This is a genomic window from Salmonella sp. SAL04196 (genome assembly GCF_046550835.1).
Lineage (GTDB): Bacteria > Pseudomonadota > Gammaproteobacteria > Enterobacterales > Enterobacteriaceae > Salmonella > Salmonella enterica.
Window position 1 is genome coordinate 171,421 of sequence record NZ_JBGDXE010000005.1, and the last position, 18,167, is coordinate 189,587.

General features: G+C 54.3%; 19 protein-coding genes. 10 read left to right on the forward strand and 9 right to left on the reverse strand.

Annotation, left to right across the window (positions count from 1 at the left end; genetic code table 11):
- The first annotated feature begins 91 nt into the window (after nt 1–91).
- The 5 genes from cysP (at nt 92) to cysM (ending at nt 4,932) form a co-directional block, all read left to right on the forward strand.
- Nucleotides 92–1,108 (forward strand): thiosulfate/sulfate ABC transporter substrate-binding protein CysP, encoded by a 1,017-nt coding sequence (gene cysP, locus ACLJPE_RS17665; protein WP_031602311.1) that lies wholly within the window; start codon nt 92–94, stop codon nt 1,106–1,108.
- A complete protein-coding gene (cysT, locus tag ACLJPE_RS17670) occupies nt 1,108–1,941 on the forward strand; it encodes a sulfate/thiosulfate ABC transporter permease CysT (RefSeq protein WP_000881745.1) in 834 nt (277 codons plus the stop codon). Before cysP ends, cysT begins: the two co-directional genes overlap by 1 nt.
- Nucleotides 1,941–2,816, forward strand: coding sequence for a sulfate/thiosulfate ABC transporter permease CysW (cysW, locus tag ACLJPE_RS17675; RefSeq protein ID WP_000852705.1), 876 nt, complete (start codon nt 1,941–1,943; stop codon nt 2,814–2,816). The genes cysT and cysW overlap by 1 nt, the downstream gene beginning before the upstream one ends.
- Nucleotides 2,806–3,900: a sulfate/thiosulfate ABC transporter ATP-binding protein CysA gene (gene cysA, locus ACLJPE_RS17680; protein WP_000021072.1), complete on the forward strand. Its 1,095-nt coding sequence runs from the start codon at nt 2,806–2,808 to the stop codon at nt 3,898–3,900. The genes cysW and cysA overlap by 11 nt, the downstream gene beginning before the upstream one ends.
- Nucleotides 3,901–4,020: 120 nt before the next feature.
- On the forward strand, nt 4,021–4,932 hold the full coding sequence (cysM, locus tag ACLJPE_RS17685; RefSeq protein ID WP_001093877.1) for a cysteine synthase CysM: 912 nt from the start codon (nt 4,021–4,023) through the stop codon (nt 4,930–4,932).
- A gap of 32 nt (nt 4,933–4,964) precedes the next feature.
- Here the strand turns inward: cysM and ACLJPE_RS17690 are convergent, their stop codons facing one another.
- The 3 genes from ACLJPE_RS17690 to ptsJ are packed head-to-tail and all read right to left on the reverse strand — an operon-like array spanning nt 4,965 to nt 7,427.
- Complete coding sequence (locus tag ACLJPE_RS17690; protein WP_000710731.1) at nt 4,965–5,342, reverse strand: YfeK family protein; 378 nt, start codon at nt 5,340–5,342, stop codon at nt 4,965–4,967.
- Between the two features lie 58 nt (nt 5,343–5,400).
- Nucleotides 5,401–6,120 (reverse strand): GMP synthase, encoded by a 720-nt coding sequence (locus tag ACLJPE_RS17695; RefSeq protein ID WP_001263743.1) that lies wholly within the window; start codon nt 6,118–6,120, stop codon nt 5,401–5,403.
- A gap of 14 nt (nt 6,121–6,134) precedes the next feature.
- The gene (ptsJ, locus tag ACLJPE_RS17700; RefSeq protein WP_023212336.1) at nt 6,135–7,427 is read right to left on the reverse strand and encodes a transcriptional regulator PtsJ; all 1,293 of its coding nucleotides are present in this window, start codon (nt 7,425–7,427) and stop codon (nt 6,135–6,137) included.
- 82 nt (nt 7,428–7,509) lie between these two features.
- Between ptsJ and pdxK the strand changes: the two genes are divergently transcribed.
- Entirely contained in the window at nt 7,510–8,376 is an 867-nt protein-coding gene (pdxK, locus tag ACLJPE_RS17705; protein ID WP_000529602.1) for a pyridoxine/pyridoxal/pyridoxamine kinase, read from the forward strand.
- Nucleotides 8,373–8,612, forward strand: coding sequence for a hypothetical protein (locus ACLJPE_RS17710; RefSeq protein ID WP_000844541.1), 240 nt, complete (start codon nt 8,373–8,375; stop codon nt 8,610–8,612). The genes pdxK and ACLJPE_RS17710 overlap by 4 nt, the downstream gene beginning before the upstream one ends.
- Before the next feature lie 163 nt (nt 8,613–8,775).
- Here ACLJPE_RS17710 and crr read toward each other — a convergent pair whose 3' ends face one another.
- From crr to cysZ, 5 genes are all read right to left on the reverse strand, one after another.
- Nucleotides 8,776–9,285: a PTS glucose transporter subunit IIA gene (gene crr, locus ACLJPE_RS17715; protein ID WP_000522253.1), complete on the reverse strand. Its 510-nt coding sequence runs from the start codon at nt 9,283–9,285 to the stop codon at nt 8,776–8,778.
- Nucleotides 9,286–9,325: 40 nt separating this feature from the next.
- Nucleotides 9,326–11,053, reverse strand: coding sequence for a phosphoenolpyruvate-protein phosphotransferase PtsI (gene ptsI, locus ACLJPE_RS17720; protein WP_000623118.1), 1,728 nt, complete (start codon nt 11,051–11,053; stop codon nt 9,326–9,328).
- 48 nt (nt 11,054–11,101) lie between these two features.
- Nucleotides 11,102–11,359: a phosphocarrier protein Hpr gene (gene ptsH, locus ACLJPE_RS17725; RefSeq protein WP_000487600.1), complete on the reverse strand. Its 258-nt coding sequence runs from the start codon at nt 11,357–11,359 to the stop codon at nt 11,102–11,104.
- A 383-nt stretch (nt 11,360–11,742) separates the two neighbouring features.
- Nucleotides 11,743–12,714 carry a cysteine synthase A gene (gene cysK / locus ACLJPE_RS17730; RefSeq protein WP_000036904.1) on the reverse strand — a complete coding sequence of 324 codons (972 nt, stop codon included), beginning with the start codon at nt 12,712–12,714 and terminating at the stop codon, nt 11,743–11,745.
- Nucleotides 12,715–12,877: 163 nt separating this feature from the next.
- Nucleotides 12,878–13,639 (reverse strand): sulfate transporter CysZ, encoded by a 762-nt coding sequence (cysZ, locus tag ACLJPE_RS17735; RefSeq protein WP_000255008.1) that lies wholly within the window; start codon nt 13,637–13,639, stop codon nt 12,878–12,880.
- Between the two features lie 231 nt (nt 13,640–13,870).
- On the opposite strand from cysZ, the gene zipA reads away from it, so the two are divergent.
- The 3 genes from zipA to ACLJPE_RS17750 all read left to right on the forward strand — a co-directional run bounded on the left by zipA (nt 13,871) and on the right by ACLJPE_RS17750 (nt 17,164).
- Nucleotides 13,871–14,857, forward strand: coding sequence for a cell division protein ZipA (zipA, locus tag ACLJPE_RS17740; RefSeq protein WP_000983115.1), 987 nt, complete (start codon nt 13,871–13,873; stop codon nt 14,855–14,857).
- Nucleotides 14,858–14,928: 71 nt separating this feature from the next.
- Nucleotides 14,929–16,944, forward strand: a complete 2,016-nt coding sequence (ligA, locus tag ACLJPE_RS17745; protein WP_000433269.1) for an NAD-dependent DNA ligase LigA — start codon at nt 14,929–14,931, stop codon at nt 16,942–16,944.
- A gap of 1 nt (nt 16,945) precedes the next feature.
- Nucleotides 16,946–17,164 carry a DUF3820 family protein gene (locus ACLJPE_RS17750; RefSeq protein WP_001519708.1) on the forward strand — a complete coding sequence of 73 codons (219 nt, stop codon included), beginning with the start codon at nt 16,946–16,948 and terminating at the stop codon, nt 17,162–17,164.
- On the opposite strand, the gene ACLJPE_RS17755 is transcribed toward ACLJPE_RS17750, so the two are convergent.
- A complete protein-coding gene (locus tag ACLJPE_RS17755; RefSeq protein ID WP_000765569.1) occupies nt 17,161–18,159 on the reverse strand; it encodes a bile acid:sodium symporter family protein in 999 nt (332 codons plus the stop codon). The genes ACLJPE_RS17750 and ACLJPE_RS17755 overlap by 4 nt on opposite strands.
- Nucleotides 18,160–18,167: the final 8 nt, after the last annotated feature.

An 18,167-nucleotide genomic window follows, 5' to 3' on the forward strand; every position in this document is an offset into this window, starting at 1 on the left:
TCATCAAACGGTATATAAAACCGTTACTCCTTTAGCGCTGGTTATAAATATGATGACTATAAGAAAGTCATTAAATTTATAAGGGTGCGCAATGGCCGTTAACTTACTGAAAAAGAGACCCCTGACGCTGGCAGCAATGCTGTTACTGGCAGGGCAGGCGCAGGCAACGGAGCTGCTGAACAGCTCATACGATGTCTCCCGCGAGCTGTTTGCCGCCCTTAACCCGCCGTTTGAGCAACAATGGGCGAAGGAGAACGGCGGCGATAAGCTGACGATTAAGCAGTCTCATGCCGGGTCATCAAAACAGGCGCTGGCGATTTTGCAGGGACTGAAGGCAGACGTCGTGACCTATAATCAGGTGACCGACGTACAGATTCTCCATGATAAAGGCAAACTGATCCCTGCCGACTGGCAAAGCCGTCTGCCGAACAACAGTTCGCCATTCTATTCCACGATGGGCTTCCTGGTGCGCAAGGGGAACCCGAAAAATATTCACGACTGGAGCGATCTTGTACGTTCCGACGTGAAGCTGATTTTCCCTAACCCGAAAACCTCCGGCAACGCCCGTTACACGTATCTGGCGGCATGGGGCGCGGCGGATAACGCGGACGGCGGCGATAAAGCCAAAACCGAACAGTTTATGACCCAGTTCCTGAAAAATGTCGAAGTGTTTGATACCGGCGGTCGCGGCGCTACGACTACCTTTGCCGAGCGTGGCCTGGGCGATGTGCTGATTAGTTTTGAATCGGAAGTGAACAACATCCGCAAACAATATGAAGCCCAGGGATTTGAAGTGGTGATCCCGAAAACGAACATTCTTGCTGAATTCCCGGTCGCCTGGGTGGATAAAAACGTGCAGGCCAACGGCACAGAAAAAGCCGCCAAAGCTTACCTGAACTGGCTGTATAGCCCGCAGGCGCAGACCATCATCACCCATTACTACTACCGCGTGAATAACCCGGAAATCATGGGCAAGCAAGCAGATAAATTCCCGCAGACCGAACTGTTCCGTGTGGAAGACAAGTTTGGTTCCTGGCCGGAAGTGATGAAAACGCACTTTGCCAGCGGCGGCGAGCTGGACAAACTGTTGGCGGCGGGGCGTAAGTAATGCTTGCCGTTTCTTCCCGACGCGTGCTGCCCGGCTTTACGTTAAGCCTCGGCACCAGTTTGCTGTTTGTCTGCCTGATCCTGCTGTTGCCGTTGAGCGCGCTGGTGATGCAGCTCTCACAGATGAGCTGGGCGCAATACTGGGATGTCGTGACCAACCCTCAGGTGGTGGCTGCCTATAAAGTGACGCTACTGGCGGCATTTGTAGCGTCGATTTTTAACGGCGTGTTTGGCCTGTTGATGGCGTGGATTTTAACCCGCTACCGTTTTCCAGGGCGCACGTTGCTGGATGCGCTGATGGATCTGCCGTTTGCGCTGCCGACAGCGGTGGCGGGGTTAACGCTGGCCTCGCTGTTCTCAGTGAACGGTTTCTACGGTCAGTTTCTAGCGCAGTTTGATATCAAAGTGACCTATACCTGGCTCGGTATTGCGGTGGCGATGGCCTTTACCAGCATTCCATTTGTGGTACGCACCGTCCAGCCGGTACTGGAAGAGCTGGGGCCGGAATATGAAGAAGCGGCACAAACGCTGGGGGCCACCCGCCTGCAAAGTTTTCGCAAAGTCGTGCTGCCTGAGCTGTCGCCTGCGCTGATTGCCGGCGTGGCGCTCTCTTTTACCCGTAGCCTTGGCGAGTTTGGCGCGGTGATTTTTATCGCTGGAAATATCGCCTGGAAAACAGAAGTGACCTCGCTGATGATTTTTGTGCGTTTGCAGGAGTTTGATTACCCAGCTGCCAGCGCTATTGCCTCGGTGATCCTTGCGGCATCCTTGCTGCTGCTGTTCTCTATCAATACTTTGCAAAGTCGCTTTGGTCGACGTGTGGTAGGTCATTAATGGCGGAAGTGACTCAATTGAAGCGATACGACGTCCCCCGCATTAACTGGGGAAAATGGTTTCTGATTGGCGTCGGGATGCTGGTTTCGGCGTTTATCCTGCTGGTGCCGATGATTTACATCTTCGTGCAGGCGTTCAGCAAAGGGTTAATGCCGGTACTGCAAAATCTGGCCGATCCGGACATGCTGCACGCTATCTGGCTGACGGTGTTGATTGCCTTGATCGCAGTGCCGGTGAATCTGGTGTTCGGCATTCTGCTGGCGTGGCTGGTGACGCGCTTTAACTTCCCCGGACGTCAGCTACTGCTGACCCTGCTGGATATTCCCTTTGCCGTCTCGCCGGTGGTGGCCGGTCTGGTTTATCTGCTGTTTTATGGCTCCAACGGCCCGTTGGGCGGCTGGCTGGATGAGCATAATTTGCAAATGATGTTCTCCTGGCCGGGGATGGTACTGGTCACTATTTTTGTCACCTGTCCGTTTGTGGTGCGCGAACTGGTGCCAGTGATGCTCAGCCAGGGCAGTCAGGAAGATGAGGCGGCGATTTTACTGGGCGCATCCGGCTGGCAAATGTTTCGCCGCGTGACGTTGCCGAATATTCGCTGGGCGCTACTCTACGGCGTGGTATTAACCAACGCCCGCGCGATTGGCGAGTTTGGCGCGGTGTCGGTGGTGTCCGGCTCGATTCGCGGCGAAACGTTATCGCTACCGTTACAGATTGAATTACTGGAGCAGGACTACAACACCGTCGGCTCCTTTACCGCCGCCGCATTGTTGACGCTAATGGCGATTATTACCCTGTTTTTGAAGAGCATGTTGCAATGGCGTCTGGAGAATCAGGAAAAACGCGCGCAACAGGAGGAAAATCATGAGCATTGAGATCGCCAGAATTAAGAAATCGTTTGGTCGTACTCAGGTACTGAATGATATCTCGCTGGATATTCCTTCCGGCCAGATGGTTGCCTTGTTGGGGCCGTCAGGTTCCGGCAAAACGACGCTGCTGCGCATTATTGCCGGGCTGGAACATCAGTCCAGCGGCCATATTCGTTTCCACGGTACGGACGTTAGCCGCCTGCACGCGCGTGAGCGTAAAGTCGGTTTTGTGTTTCAGCACTATGCGCTGTTTCGCCATATGACGGTGTTTGACAACATTGCTTTTGGTCTGACGGTGCTGCCGCGACGCGACCGCCCAACTGCGGCGGCGATTAAAACGAAAGTGACGCAATTGCTGGAGATGGTGCAACTGGCGCACCTCGCGGATCGTTTCCCCGCCCAGCTTTCCGGCGGACAAAAACAGCGCGTGGCGCTGGCGCGCGCGCTTGCCGTGGAACCGCAAATTCTACTGCTGGATGAACCCTTTGGCGCGCTGGATGCCCAGGTACGTAAAGAGTTACGTCGCTGGTTGCGCCAGCTACATGAAGAACTGAAATTCACCAGCGTCTTTGTCACCCACGATCAGGAAGAAGCGACGGAAGTGGCGGATCGGGTGGTGGTGATGAGTCAGGGCAATATCGAACAGGCTGATGCGCCGGATCGAGTGTGGCGTGAACCGGCAACCCGCTTCGTACTGGAGTTTATGGGCGAGGTGAACCGCCTGACAGGCACCGTCCGCGGCGGGCAGTTTCACGTTGGCGCGCATCGCTGGCCGCTGGGTTATACGCCCGCGTACCAGGGGCCGGTCGATCTGTTCCTGCGTCCGTGGGAGGTGGATATTAGCCGCCGCACCAGCCTGGATTCTCCGCTACCAGTACAGGTCATTGAGGCCAGCCCGAAAGGTCATTATACACAGCTAGTGGTGCAGCCGCTGGGGTGGTATCACGATCCGCTGACGGTGGTGATGGCGGGTGACGACGTCCCGCAGCGCGGCGAGCGTTTGTTTGTCGGCTTACAGAACGCACGTCTCTATCATGGCGACCAGCGTATTGAGCCCCATGAGGCGCTTGCTCTTGCGGAGTCTGCCTGATAGGTTAATTTGCATAGTTATCGCCCGGTGGCGCTTCGCTTACCGGGCCTACAGCGTATATCGTGATTTTGTAGGCCGGGTAAGCACAGCGCCACCCGGCATTTTTATTGAGCTGAAAACGTGAATACATTAGAACAAACCATCGGCAATACGCCACTGGTCAAATTACAACGTCTGGCGCCGGATAACGGCAGTGAAATCTGGGTCAAGCTGGAAGGCAATAATCCAGCAGGATCGGTGAAAGATCGCGCGGCGCTATCGATGATTGTCGAGGCGGAAAAGCGCGGGGAAATTAAACCGGGCGATGTCCTGATTGAAGCGACCAGCGGCAACACTGGCATTGCGCTGGCGATGATCGCCGCGCTGAAAGGTTATCGCATGAAGCTGTTGATGCCAGACAACATGAGCCAGGAGCGTCGGGCGGCAATGCGGGCATATGGCGCGGAGCTGATTCTGGTCACTAAAGAGCAGGGAATGGAAGGGGCGCGCGATTTAGCGCTCGCTATGTCTGAGCGCAGAGAAGGTAAACTGCTCGATCAGTTTAATAATCCTGATAATCCCTACGCCCACTACACGACCACCGGCCCGGAAATCTGGCGGCAAACGCAGGGGCGGGTAACGCATTTTGTCTCCAGCATGGGCACGACCGGCACCATTACCGGCGTGTCGCGTTTTCTGCGCGAGCAGGAAAAGCCGGTCACTATCGTTGGCCTGCAGCCGGAAGAGGGCAGCAGTATTCCGGGAATTCGCCGCTGGCCTGCGGAATATATGCCGGGCATATTTAACGCTTCGCTGGTGGATGAGGTGCTGGATATTCATCAGAATGATGCCGAAAACACCATGCGTGAACTGGCGGTGCGTGAAGGGATTTTCTGCGGCGTGAGTTCCGGCGGCGCGGTAGCGGGTGCGTTACGCGTCGCACGAGCCACGCCCGGTGCGATAGTGGTGGCGATCATCTGCGATCGCGGCGACCGTTACTTGTCTACCGGCGTGTTTGGTGAAGAGCATTTCAGCCAGGGGGCGGGGATTTAAACGAGGTGCCATCGTCGTATGGCACCCGTGTGTTATAGCGTTTTATCCGTTTCCGCAATAAGCGCATGTAAATAAGGCTGCGCGTTTTCATCGCTTTTACCAGGAATTTTAACGATATAGGGTTTTCCGGTGATGGACGACGACGACGCGACTTTATCGATAAACTGTTCGGCGGTGTCGATACGATTGCGCGTGTTACCCAGTTTTAAGCGCAGGTGCGATACGGCTTCCTCGCAGTTATGCGCATCACCGTTACGAACGAATGTCAGATCCTTTTTCTGCGCCAGCGCATTAAGCATGGCGTTAATGCGCGCTTCTTCGTGGGCGTTTAGCTTCGCCCAGGCGGGTAGGGTCAGCAGGAGCGCAACGACGGCGCAGACAATTTTCTTCATGGTAAAATCCTTTTTCATGCGATAATCACAGCACCTCAGACCGTTAGCTGGGTAATAAGTTACACTCCTGGTATGGTTATTTCTGTGAGTGCGCCAGCGTGAGTTCATCCAGAAAACGCCACAGCTTTTCATTCATCTGCTGGTAATCCCATGCGCGCATCTCGGCGACCGAGCGGATAAAACGCTTCCCTTGCGCGTCGGCCAACTCCTGTTGCGAATGTTGGATTAATCCTTCAACCGCCTCGACGGTAAATTCCATATGACACTGGAAGCCGTAGACAAAATTGCCGTACTGCACTATCTGACGTGGACAGCCGGCACTTTCAGCCAGCACGGTCGCCTGATCGGTGAGTCCTGGCATATCGTTGTGCCAGTGGCCGACGGTTAACGGGGAGCCAAAGTGGGCGATAAGCGGATGCCGCAGACCGGCTTCAGTGAGCGTAATAGGGTAGTGACCAATCTCTTTTTCCGGACTTTGGCACACAGCGGCGCCCAGCGCCTCGCCAATGAGCTGCGAACCAAGACAAATGCCGATAACCATTCGCCGGGCCGTAATCGCCTGATTAATTAAGTGCTGTTCGGCGCGAGAGTCAAAGTACGGGCACTCTTCGCGGGTGGTACGCGGCGACTGCGGACCGCCAAATACCACGAGCATATCGAACTCATCGGCATTGGGCGGTAGCGCTTCTCCGACATAGACGCGCGACCATGAAATGGCATAACCGCGATCTTCAGCCCATTTCAGATAAGCGCCAGCGGATTCAAACGACTCATGGACAACAAAATGAACTCGCACGTTATTTTCTCCTGTTAGCGATTTAGCGCCTGATGGATATCAGCCGCCAGCGTGTTGATCTCGCTGTCATTTAATGTCGACAGCGTGATACGTAGACCGTGAGACGGCGCGCTTACGCCAAAGGCTTCTCCCTCACGTACCAGCCAGCCGGATTTTGCCAGCGTAAACGCGGTAGCCTGGCTATGGGTGTCCAGCGGGAGCCAGGCATTCACGCCGTCGCCGGGAGAAATGGCGATGCCATATTGCTGTAGGGCGCAGGCCAGTTTTTGTTGCCGGGCGGCGTAAAACAGCCGCGTTTGCGCCAGCCTGTGCTGATACTCAGGGTCGGTCAGGCAGGCGTAGACCAGATCCTGTAACAGATGGCTGACCCACTGACTACCGGCATTTAGCCGCAGCCGAAGTTTTGCCGAGGTCGCGCTGTCGCTGGCGACAATAGCAAGACGTAAATCGGGGCCGAGGGCTTTGGAAACGGAGCGTATCACCGCCCAGTGTTGCGTTGTCTGCGCAATAACCGGCTGCCAGGGCGACGAAGAAAGCAAGGCGAAGTGATCGTCGATAATGACCAGTACCTGAGGGTAACGCGCCAGTATATTTTGCAGCGCAGCGGCACGGCGAGCGCTCAGACTACAGCCGGTAGGGTTGTGCGCGCGCGGCGTTAAGATCACTGCCCGCGCGCCCTGATTTAGCGCCTGCTCCAGCTTTTCAGGCTGCATTCCTTCGCTATCTACGCTGACCGGGCTGGCGCTAAAACCGGCATAGCGCAGCATATTGATACTGCTTAAAAAACAGGGATCTTCCACCGCGACGCTGTCGCCCGGCAGCAGATGCGCGCAAAGCAGTCTTTCGATAGCGTCGATAGCTCCGCTGGTGATATCAATTTCGCCTGCGACGGGAGTGGCATCCCGTAGCCAGCGCGCCGCCCAGGCGTGTAGTTCAGGGGAAACGGGCGCATCGCCGTAGAGATGCGGCGTGCGGTTGAGACGGGCAAAATAATGGCTGAGGTCAGGCAGACGCTGCGGATCGGGATTGCCGCCGGAAAGGTCGTGCAGAGGCGTATGCGGATCGCCGCCTTCCAGCGCTACGGGAGACGGACTGCCTTTAATCACCGTCCCATTGCGGCCTAAACTTTGCGCCAGTCCCGCCGTTATCAGCCGTTTATACGCCGCTGCGACGGTATTGCGGTTCACCTTTAATTCGTTTGCCAGCTCCCGTACCGGCGGGAGCGAATCCTCTGCCCGTAACGTGCCGGCAATAATGTGTTGACGGATACTGTCAAAAATTTCGTTAGCGGTTTTTCCGTCGATCATTATTGACCTATGACAAAATGAATTTTAGCATATGACAATGATAATGAGGCGGTAGCCTGCTGTCCAGCGAGAGGAAAATTTTATGGGACAAGAGAGTGATATTCAGTCAGTGCTCTTCGACGACAACCATCGGGCGTTACAGACCGATATCGTCGCCGTCCAGTCACAGGTCGTGTACGGCAGCGTAGGCAACAGCATCGCTGTTCCGGCCATTAAAGCGCAGGGATTACGCGTGGCGGCTGTCCCGACGGTGCTGTTCAGCAATACGCCGCACTATAAAACCTTTTATGGCGGCATTATTCCCGCCGAGTGGTTTGCAGGCTACCTTACGGCGTTGAATGAGCGCGATGCGCTACGTGAATTAAAAGCGATTACCACCGGTTACATGGGCAGCGCAGACCAAATTGTCTTGCTTTCGAAGTGGCTAATGGCGATCCGGGCTTCGCATCCGGAGGTGTGTATTCTTGTTGATCCGGTCATTGGCGATACCGACAGTGGAATGTATGTGCAGGCGGAAATTCCGAAGGCTTATCGCACACATTTGTTGCCGCAGGCGCAGGGGCTAACGCCGAACGTATTTGAGCTGGAGATGCTGAGTGGTAAACCGTGTCGCACGCTGGAAGAGGCGGTGGCGGCGGCGCAATCGCTGCTTTCCGATACGCTGAAATGGGTGGTTATCACCAGCGCGCCGGGCGAATCTCTGGAGACCATAACGGTTGCCGTCGTTACCGCGCAGGTCGTGGAGGTCTTTGCCCACCCGCGGGTGGCGACGGAATTAAAAGGGACGGGAGATCTCTTCTGCGCCGAGCTGGTCAGCGGTATTGTGCAGGGAAAAAAACTGACGACCGCGGCAAAAGATGCGGCGCAGCGCGTGCTGGAGGTGATGACCTGGACACAGCAGTGTGGCTGTGATGAGTTAATTCTGCCGCCGGCAGGGGAGGCGCGATGAAGAGTTATCGGCTGGTAGTTCGCCAGCAGGGACGTATCGTGGGGCATTTTGAAACGAGCGGGCTGGACGCGCTGGAAGATATTTGCGTAGCGCGGGCGATGTTTGGTATCACTGGCGGCTATCAGTGCGAGTTGCAAGTGTCCGATTCTGAACGCAGGATGCTGGAGAGTGGCCCGGATGGGATGAAGATCCTGATGCGCGAGAAGTGCTTTCGCCCGGTGACCTCGCAGTTGTAACCCGTGGATTGGCGCTGAAATGTTCGCAACCTTGTAGGCCTGATAAGCGTAGCGCCATCAGGCAGTGCGCCGCACCATCGCCGGATGGCGGCGCAAGCGCCTTATCCGGCCTACAGGCAAAAAAAATGGCGCCCAAAGGCGCCATTCTTCACTGCGGCAAGAATTACTTCTTAATGCGGATAACCGGAGTTTCACCCACGGTCACGCTACCGGACAGTTTGATCAGTTCTTTGATTTCATCCATGTTGGAGATAACAACCGGAGTCAGGGTAGACTTGGCTTTTTCTTCCAGCAACGGCAGATCGAACTCGATGACCGGATCGCCAACTTTCACGCGCTGACCTTCTTCAGCAATACGCTTGAAGCCTTCGCCTTTCAGCTCAACGGTGTCGATACCGAAGTGAACGAACAGCTCAATGCCGCTATCGGATTCGATAGAGAACGCATGGTTGGTTTCAAAGATTTTGCCGATGGTACCGTCAACAGGGGCGACCATTTTGTTACCGGTTGGTTTGATAGCGATGCCATCACCAACGATTTTTTCAGCAAAAACTACATCCGGCACGTCTTCGATGTTGACGATCTCGCCAGAGAGCGGGGCAACAATCTCAATAGTTCCGGTGTCTTTCTTATCATCAGAAACCAGAGATTTTAGTTTATCGAACAAACCCATGATCTTCTCCTAAGCAGTAAATTGGGCCGCATCTCGTGGATTAGCAGATTGTTTTTTCTTCAATGAACTTGTTAACCAGCGTCATTAACTCGTCCGTTGTCGGTTGAGCAAGAGCCTGCTCTGCTAACACCTTCGCATCTTCGAAGTTCGTGTTACGGATAATCTTCTTAATGCGCGGGATAGAAATGGCGCTCATAGAGAATTCGTCCAGACCCATCCCCAGCAACAGAAGTGTAGCACGTTCGTCGCCTGCAAGCTCACCACACATGCCAGTCCATTTACCTTCTGCATGAGAAGCATCAATAACTTGCTTGATCAAGTTCAGTACGGACGGTGACATTGGCTGGTAAAGGTGTGAAATCATATCATTACCACGGTCAACTGCCAGGGTGTACTGCGTTAAATCATTGGTGCCGATACTAAAGAAATCAACTTCTTTGGCTAAATGACGCGCAATTGTCGCCGCAGCCGGTGTTTCCACCATCACGCCAATCTCAATGCTTTCGTCAAATGCTTTACCTTCGTCACGCAGTTCCTGTTTGTAGATTTCAATCTCTTTGCGCAGCGCGCGAACTTCTTCAACAGAGATGATCATCGGGAACATAATGCGCAATTTACCGAAAGCGGAGGCACGCAGAATCGCGCGAACCTGGTCACGCAGGATCTCTTTGCGATCCATGGCGATACGCACGGCGCGCCAGCCCAGGAACGGGTTCTCTTCTTTCGGGAAGTTCATGTACGGCAGCTCTTTGTCGCCGCCAATGTCCATGGTACGGACGATAACCGCCTGCGAGCCGCACGCTTCAGCGACCGCTTTATAGGCGGCAAACTGCTCTTCTTCCGTCGGCAGCGCGTCGCGATCCATGAACAGGAATTCAGTACGATACAGACCAACGCCTTCCGCGCCGTTGCGCTCAGCGCCTTCAACGTCACGAACGGTACCGATGTTGGCGCAAACTTCAACCTGATGTCCATCCAGCGTGATTGCCGGCAGATCTTTCAGTTTTGCGAGTTCCGCTTTCTCGGTCGCAACCTGCTCCTGGACGGCGCGCAGTTGCTCAATAACATCGTTGGTCGGGTTGACGTAAACCTGGTTGTTTACGGCATCCAGAATCAGATAGTCGCCGTTTTTCACCTGAGAGGTGACGCTACCGGTACCTACGATCGCCGGCAGTTCCAGAGAACGCGCCATGATGGAGGTATGAGACGTGCGTCCGCCCGCGTCGGTGATGAAGCCCAGCACTTTCTGCAGGTTCAGCTGTGCAGTTTCTGATGGCGTCAGGTCAGCGGCAACCAGGATAACTTCTTCCTGAATCGCGCTCAGATCGATAATGGCCAGACCCAGGATGTTGCGCAGCAGGCGCTTACCGATATCACGTACGTCAGCCGCGCGCTCTTTCAGGTATTCATCATCCAGTTCTTCCAGGGCAGTGGCCTGACCTTCGATAACTTCATGTGCGGCTGCGTCAGCCGTCATGTGCTTATCTTTAATCAGGGCTATGATTTCCTGCTCCAGCTCCTCATCTTCGAGCAGCATAATATGCCCTTCAAAGATGGCTTCTTTTTCTTCACCGAACGTTTCACCAGCTTTTGTCTTGATCGCTTCCAGTTGCGCAGATGCCTTGGCACGACCGCTCAGAAAACGTTCAACTTCCTGATCAACCTTGTCGGCAGAAATTTTTTTCCGGTCAATGACGATTTCGTCTTCTTTCAGCAGCAGTGCTTTGCCGAAAGCGATACCCGGGGATGCTAAAATGCCTGAAATCATAACCCTACCTTACTTGTGACTGATTTTTAAAAGAACCCGGAAAAAAACTTACTCGAGTTCCGCCATCAGTTTGACCAGATGTTCAACCGCTTTCTGCTCATCTTCACCTTCTGCGGAGATGGTGACGACGGTGCCTTGAGTCAGGCCCAGAGTCTGCAGTTTAAACAGGCTTTTCGCGCTGGCGCTTTTGCCGTTGGAAGTCACAGTAATCTCAGAAGTGAAGCCTTTTGCTTCTTTAACAAACTGAGCAGCAGGGCGGGTGTGCAGACCGTTCGGAGCGGTAATGGTAACTTCTTGCTGGAACATTGTATTTCCCCAACTTATAGGTTTAGTGTTGTGGAACTAAAGTCTAGCCTGGCGGCTCAACTTTAGCCTGTATTGTTAGCGCCGGCGTAAACGGGACGCGACACAAAAGGTGTTCTACGCAATCCGTTGCTGGCAACTTATGGCCGCTGACGTTTCGCTCGTCATTAAACATTATGCCGCGAAAGGAAGATTTGAACCAAATCATAAAATCGATTCAGCTAACGCTTTTCCTGTAACGATTAATTTCGCGCATCAAAATAATTAGTCTGGTTAAATACCAGTTCCGGCAGGGTGAATCAATGCCAGGTGAGGTGAAAGTTTGAAGCAGGCCACAAAAAAGCACCCAAAAAGGTGCTTTTTTACGCGTTTTTAACATGCTGGCATCACTGTTGCAGTTCTTTCTCAGTAAAGAGATCGGCGAACAACGCGGTGCTCAGATAACGCTCACCCGATGAAGGTAGGATAACCACAATATTCTTATTGGTAAAGCTTTCATCTTCCTGCAGCTTAAGCGCTGCAGCAACCGCGGCGCCGGAAGAAATTCCTGCCAGAATACCTTCCTCTTCCATCAGACGGCGCGCGGTAGAAATGGCTTCTTCATTGGTGATGCCAACCACTTTATCAATCAGTTTCAGATCCAGGTTGCCCGGGATGAAGCCTGCGCCGATGCCCTGAATTTTATGCGGGCCTGGTTTGATCTCTTCACCAGCCAGCGCCTGGGCGATAACCGGGGAGTCAGTGGGTTCTACCGCAACGGTGATAAGATCGGTTTTACCCTTCGTCCCTTTGATATAACGCGTGACGCCGGTTAACGTACCGCCAGTGCCGACGCCGGAGATAAACACATCCACCTGACCATCGGTGTCTTCCCAGATTTCCGGGCCGGTAGTTTTTTCATGGATTTCCGGGTTGGCAGGGTTGCTGAACTGCTGGAGCAGGAGATATTTTTGCGGATCGCTGGCGACAATTTCTTCGGCTTTCTGAATAGCGCCTTTCATCCCTTTCGCCCCTTCGGTCAGCACCAGATTCGCGCCTAATGCTTTGAGTAGCTTGCGGCGTTCAATGCTCATGGTCTCCGGCATGGTCAGGGTGAGTTTGTAACCGCGCGCGGCGGCGACATACGCCAGCGCAATACCGGTGTTGCCGCTGGTCGGCTCCACCAGTTCCACGCCAGGTTTCAGTACGCCACGCTTTTCGGCATCCCAAATCATATTGGCGCCGATACGGCACTTGACGCTGAAGCTCGGGTTGCGCGACTCCACCTTCGCCAGAATGCGTCCATTACCGATACGGTTCAGTCGAACCAGCGGCGTATGACCGATAGTCAGCGAGTTATCTTCATAAATCTTACTCATGGCCTGTCCTTAACTGTATGAAATTGGGATACCTTCCCAGCATACCTTCCAGCCAGATATGGGGAAGTAAGGATTTCGCATATCTATATGCTGATGGGAAATAATGGTTATCAGTATGGAATAAGAGACAGCATAAGCCATCTCTTATTTATACATTTTTACGTTATTTCCATAACGCGTGCTTAGCACGCCAGCAATCAACCCACATTGCCGTCGCGCCACAGACGGCGACAGGCATAATGAACAGGTTAAGCACCGGAATCATCGTAAAGAGGCTGGTGAGCGCGCCAAATTGCATATTCGCCACCTTCTGCGTGCGCAACGCGGCGCGCATCGTTTTAAACGGCACTTTGTGGTTATCAAACGGGTAGTCGCAATACTGGATCGCCAGCATCCAGGCGCTGAACAAAAACCACAACACCGGCGCGATGGTTTGGCCAATGCCAGGAATGAAATAGAGAACCAGCAGCACAATAGCGCGCGGCAGATACCACGCCAGCTTTTGCCATTCACGTTTCATAATGCGCGGTACATCTTTCATGATGCCGAGTATGCCGGTATCTGGCGGCGTGGCGCCGGTTAACCGCGCCTCAAGCTGTTCGGCTAAAAGGCCGTTAAACGGCGCGGCGATCCAGTTGGCGAGGGTAGAGAAAAAATAGCCAAAGACCAGCAGAACAGAGATAACCGCAATCGGCCACAGCAGATAGCTCAGCCATTGCAGCCAGTCCGGCACATGACTCATCAACGAAGGTATCCAGGCGTCAAGCTGCGTAAACAGCCACCAAAATGCGCCGCCCATCAGCACAATGTTGACCAGCAAAGGTAAAATAACAAAGCGGCGGATTCCCGGTAGGGTGACTAACTTCCATCCTTGCGAGAAATAATAGACGCCGCTACGTGGTACGGTTGTGGATGATGAAACCATATTCAGGACATACTCCTTTTTCTTAAAGCCCTGGGTAAACGTGGGATATCTTACCCGGTTATCAGACGGTGGATAGTTCGGAAATGTTCGAAAAAACAGCAAAAAGTACATTTTCCTTCATCTTTATGCTGCGAAAGCCAACAGTACACTTGCACTTGACGTAATCGGCAAATACTCTTAGTGAGTAAATGTTTGCCGTGGTGGCAAGGTGTTAGAACAACAGAGAATATAATGATGCAGGATTTGCGTCTGATATTAATCATTGTTGGCGCGATCGCCATAATCGCTTTACTGGTACATGGTTTCTGGACCAGCCGTAAAGAACGATCTTCTATGTTCCGCGATCGTCCACTAAAACGCATGAAATCGAAACGCGACGACGACTCGTATGACGACGATGTTGAAGAAGACGAAGGCGTGGGTGAAGTTCGTGTTCACCGCGTAAATCATGCCCCCGGCCAGCCGCAGGAGCATGATGCCCCTCGTCAGTCGCCGCAACACCAGTACCAGCCGCCTTATGCGTCTGCGCAACCGCGTCCAGCGGCGCCGCCGCAGCCGCAAGCGCCGATGCAACAGCCGGTTCAGCAACCGGTCCAACCTGCGCCGCAGCCTCAGCAGGTTCAGCCATCTGCGCCGCCGGTACAGCCGCCGCAACAGCAGCCTGCACCGCCGTCGCAAACGCCGCAGCCTGTTGCGCAGCCCGCGCCGCCGCCATCAGCGCAAACCTTCCAGCCTGCGGAACCTGTGGTTGAGGCGGAACCGGTAGTGGAAGAAGCGCCGGTTGTGGAAAAACCGCAGCGTAAAGAGGCGGTCATCATTATGAACGTCGCGGCCCATCATGGCAGCGAGCTTAATGGTGAAGTGTTACTGAACAGTATTCAGCAGTCAGGCTTTAAATTTGGCGATATGAATATTTTCCATCGTCATTTGAGCCCGGACGGCAGCGGCCCGGCCTTGTTCAGTCTCGCGAATATGGTCAATCCGGGAACGTTCGATCCTGAAATGACGGACTTCACTACGCCTGGCGTCACTATCTTTATGCAGGTACCGTCTTACGGCGATGCGCTGCAGAACTTCAAGCTGATGCTGCAATCCGCGCAGCATATCGCTGATGAGGTCGGCGGCGTCGTGCTGGATGACCAGCGTCGGATGATGACGCCGCAGAAACTGCGCGAATATCAGGACCGCATCCGCGAGGTGATGGACGCTAACGCCTGAGGTTAACGCAGGTGTGACATTTTTAACGTAACCCCCGCCTGTCGGGGGTTTTTTATCATTGATGGTGTGATATGGAACCAATCGAACAACAACTGACAGAACTGCGAACCACGCTTCGCCATCATGAATATCTGTATCATGTGATGGATGCGCCGGAGATTCCCGACGCCGAATATGACCGCCTGATGCGGGAACTGCGAGAGCTGGAGGCGCAACGTCCGGACCTTATCACGCCGGATTCGCCCACGCAGCGCGTTGGCGCGGCGCCGCTGACGGCATTCAACCAGATTCGCCATGAAGTACCGATGCTGTCGCTCGATAACGTATTTGATGAAGAAAGCTTCCTGGCGTTTAACAAGCGAGTGCAGGATCGTCTAAAAAGCACGGAAAATGTCATCTGGTGCTGCGAGCTAAAACTGGATGGCCTGGCGGTCAGCATTCTGTATGAAAACGGCGTGCTGGTGAGCGCTGCGACGCGTGGCGACGGCACCACCGGTGAAGATATCACTTCAAACGTGCGCACGATTCGTGCCATTCCTTTAAAGCTGCATGGCGATAACATTCCGGCGCGTCTTGAAGTTCGCGGAGAGGTATTTTTACCGCAGGCCGGGTTCGAAAAGATCAATGAAGACGCGCGCCGTACTGGCGGCAAAGTGTTTGCTAACCCGCGTAACGCGGCGGCGGGCTCGCTGCGTCAGCTCGATCCGCGTATTACGGCGAAGCGACCACTAACATTTTTCTGCTACGGCGTCGGTATTCTGGAAGGCGGCGAGTTGCCGGATACGCATCTGGGACGTTTGCTGCAATTTAAAGCGTGGGGGCTACCGGTCAGCGATCGCGTGACGCTGTGCGATTCTCCCCAGGCGGTACTGGATTTTTATCACAACGTCGAAAAAGATCGCCCCACGCTCGGTTTTGATATCGACGGCGTGGTGATTAAGGTCAACTCGCTGGCTTTGCAGGAACAGCTGGGCTTTGTGGCCCGCGCGCCGCGCTGGGCGGTGGCGTTTAAATTCCCTGCTCAGGAGCAGATGACTTTTGTGCGCGATGTTGAGTTTCAGGTCGGGCGCACCGGGGCGATTACGCCGGTGGCGCGTCTGGAACCAGTTCAGGTGGCTGGTGTGCTGGTCAGCAATGCCACGTTGCATAATGCCGATGAAATTGAACGGCTTGGCTTGCGTATTGGCGATAAGGTGGTTATCCGTCGGGCAGGAGATGTGATCCCTCAGGTGGTCAACGTGGTTCTGTCCGAACGCCCTGAAGAGACGCGTCCGATTGTGTTTCCAACGCACTGTCCGGTGTGCGGATCGGACGTAGAGCGCGTTGAAGGCGAAGCCGTTACCCGTTGTACCGGCGGGCTGATTTGCGGCGCGCAGCGTAAAGAGTCGCTGAAACATTTTGTGTCGCGCCGGGCGATGGATGTAGACGGGATGGGCGATAAGATCATCGACCAACTGGTGGAAAGGGAGTATGTCCATACGCCAGCGGATCTGTTCCGTCTGACGGCGGGTAAACTGACCGGCCTGGACCGAATGGGGCCAAAGTCCGCGCAAAATGTTGTAAACGCGCTGGAAAAAGCCAAAGCGACGACCTTTGCGCGTTTTCTCTATGCGCTGGGCATCCGTGAAGTGGGTGAGGCGACGGCGGCGGGGCTGGCGGCTTATTTCGGCACGTTGGAGGCGCTGCAGGCCGCCACCATTGACGAGTTGCAGAAAGTACCTGACGTGGGGATTGTGGTCGCTACGCACGTCTTTAACTTTTTTGCCGAAGAGAGTAATCGTGACGTGATTGGGCAGCTACTGGCGGAAGGGGTTCACTGGCCCGCGCCGGTAGTCATTAATGTGCAAGAGATCGATAGCCCGTTTGCCGGTAAAACCGTGGTACTAACCGGTAGCCTGAGCCAGATGTCCCGCGATGACGCTAAAGCGCGTTTAGTGGCGCTGGGCGCGAAAGTGGCAGGCAGCGTATCGAAGAAAACCGATCTGGTGATTGCCGGTGAAGCGGCGGGTTCCAAACTGACCAAAGCGCAGGAACTGGGTATTACCGTGATTGATGAAGCGGAAATGATCCGCTTACTGGATGCCTGAGATGGAAAAAGAGCAGCTGGTTGAAATCGCCAACACCGTGATGCCGTTCGGCAAATATCAGGGACGTCGATTGATCGACCTTCCGGAAGAGTATTTGCTGTGGTTTGCCCGTAAAGATCAATTTCCGGCGGGTAAACTGGGGGAGTTGATGCAAATCACTCTGCTGATTAAAACCGAGGGGCTGACGCAACTGGTACAGCCCCTGAAACGCCCGCTTTAAGCTTTCGCGGCGCGGCTTTCCTGCTGCGCCTGTAACTTCTCGGTCTGGCGTTTGTAGCGCCGCGCCAGCCCTGCGCAGACCATCAGTTGGATCTGGTGGAAGATCATCAGCGGTAATACCATCATACCCAGCACTGACGTCGGAAAAAGAATATTGGCCATCGGGATCCCGTTGGCCAGGCTTTTTTTCGAACCGCAGAAAACAATAGTGATTTCGTCGGCTTTATTGAAGCCGCATTTACGGGCGACAAAGACGTTAATAGCGATGACGATCGCCAACAGTATGAGGCTGACCACGACGATAAACAGCAGCGATCCCCAGCCGACTTTGTGCCAGATGCCGTTGACCACCGCTTCGCTGAACGCCGAGTAGACCACCAGCAGAATAGAGGTCTGATCCGTTTTCGCGATCCACTTTTTGTTGCGCGCGACCCAGTTGCCGATCCACGGGCGAGACAGGTGTCCCAGCACAAAAGGCAGCAGCAGTTGCAGCATAATTTTGCCCACCTCTTCCAGACTGCCCTGCGCGCCATGAATATTCATTACCAGACCGACCAGCAGCGGCGACAGGAAAATGCCCAGCAGACTGGACGCAGACGCTGAGCACACCGCGGCCGCGACGTTACCGCCCGCGAGTGAAGTAAACGCAATCGCAGACTGCACGGTGGCGGGCAAAATACACAGATACAGAAAGCCGCTGTAGAGCATAGGGTCGACATTGACAGGCGCCCACCAGGCAAACAGTACGCCGAGGACAGGAAAGAGCACAAAAGTGCTGCACATGACCCACAGGTGCAACCGCCAGTGGCTGCCGCCAGCGATGATCGCTTCACGTGAAAGCTTCGCGCCATGCATAAAAAACAGCAGAGCGATAGCCGCTGTCGTAATACCTTCAACGACAGGCACAAAGCCGCCTTCCGCCGGGAAAAAAGAGGCCAGTAGTACCACGGTGATAAGTGTCAGCGTGAAAGGGTCAAGGATACGAAAAAGTTTCATAAAAACTC

Excerpts from the sequence above, each read along its gene's own strand:
- cysP (WP_031602311.1), top strand. The coding sequence starts at position 92 with ATGGCCGTTAACTTACTGAAAAAGAGACCCCTGACGCTGGCAGCAATG.
- cysT (WP_000881745.1), top strand. The coding sequence starts at position 1,108 with ATGCTTGCCGTTTCTTCCCGACGCGTGCTGCCCGGCTTTACGTTAAGC.
- cysW (WP_000852705.1), top strand. The coding sequence starts at position 1,941 with ATGGCGGAAGTGACTCAATTGAAGCGATACGACGTCCCCCGCATTAAC.
- cysA (WP_000021072.1), top strand. The coding sequence starts at position 2,806 with ATGAGCATTGAGATCGCCAGAATTAAGAAATCGTTTGGTCGTACTCAG.
- ACLJPE_RS17690 (WP_000710731.1), bottom strand. The coding sequence starts at position 5,342 with ATGAAAAAGGATTTTACCATGAAGAAAATTGTCTGCGCCGTCGTTGCG.
- ptsJ (WP_023212336.1), bottom strand. The coding sequence starts at position 7,427 with ATGATCGACGGAAAAACCGCTAACGAAATTTTTGACAGTATCCGTCAA.
- pdxK (WP_000529602.1), top strand. The coding sequence starts at position 7,510 with ATGGGACAAGAGAGTGATATTCAGTCAGTGCTCTTCGACGACAACCAT.
- ACLJPE_RS17710 (WP_000844541.1), top strand. The coding sequence starts at position 8,373 with ATGAAGAGTTATCGGCTGGTAGTTCGCCAGCAGGGACGTATCGTGGGG.
- crr (WP_000522253.1), bottom strand. The coding sequence starts at position 9,285 with ATGGGTTTGTTCGATAAACTAAAATCTCTGGTTTCTGATGATAAGAAA.
- ptsI (WP_000623118.1), bottom strand. The coding sequence starts at position 11,053 with ATGATTTCAGGCATTTTAGCATCCCCGGGTATCGCTTTCGGCAAAGCA.
- ptsH (WP_000487600.1), bottom strand. The coding sequence starts at position 11,359 with ATGTTCCAGCAAGAAGTTACCATTACCGCTCCGAACGGTCTGCACACC.
- cysK (WP_000036904.1), bottom strand. The coding sequence starts at position 12,714 with ATGAGTAAGATTTATGAAGATAACTCGCTGACTATCGGTCATACGCCG.
- cysZ (WP_000255008.1), bottom strand. The coding sequence starts at position 13,639 with ATGGTTTCATCATCCACAACCGTACCACGTAGCGGCGTCTATTATTTC.
- zipA (WP_000983115.1), top strand. The coding sequence starts at position 13,871 with ATGATGCAGGATTTGCGTCTGATATTAATCATTGTTGGCGCGATCGCC.
- ligA (WP_000433269.1), top strand. The coding sequence starts at position 14,929 with ATGGAACCAATCGAACAACAACTGACAGAACTGCGAACCACGCTTCGC.
- ACLJPE_RS17750 (WP_001519708.1), top strand. The coding sequence starts at position 16,946 with ATGGAAAAAGAGCAGCTGGTTGAAATCGCCAACACCGTGATGCCGTTC.
- ACLJPE_RS17755 (WP_000765569.1), bottom strand. The coding sequence starts at position 18,159 with ATGAAACTTTTTCGTATCCTTGACCCTTTCACGCTGACACTTATCACC.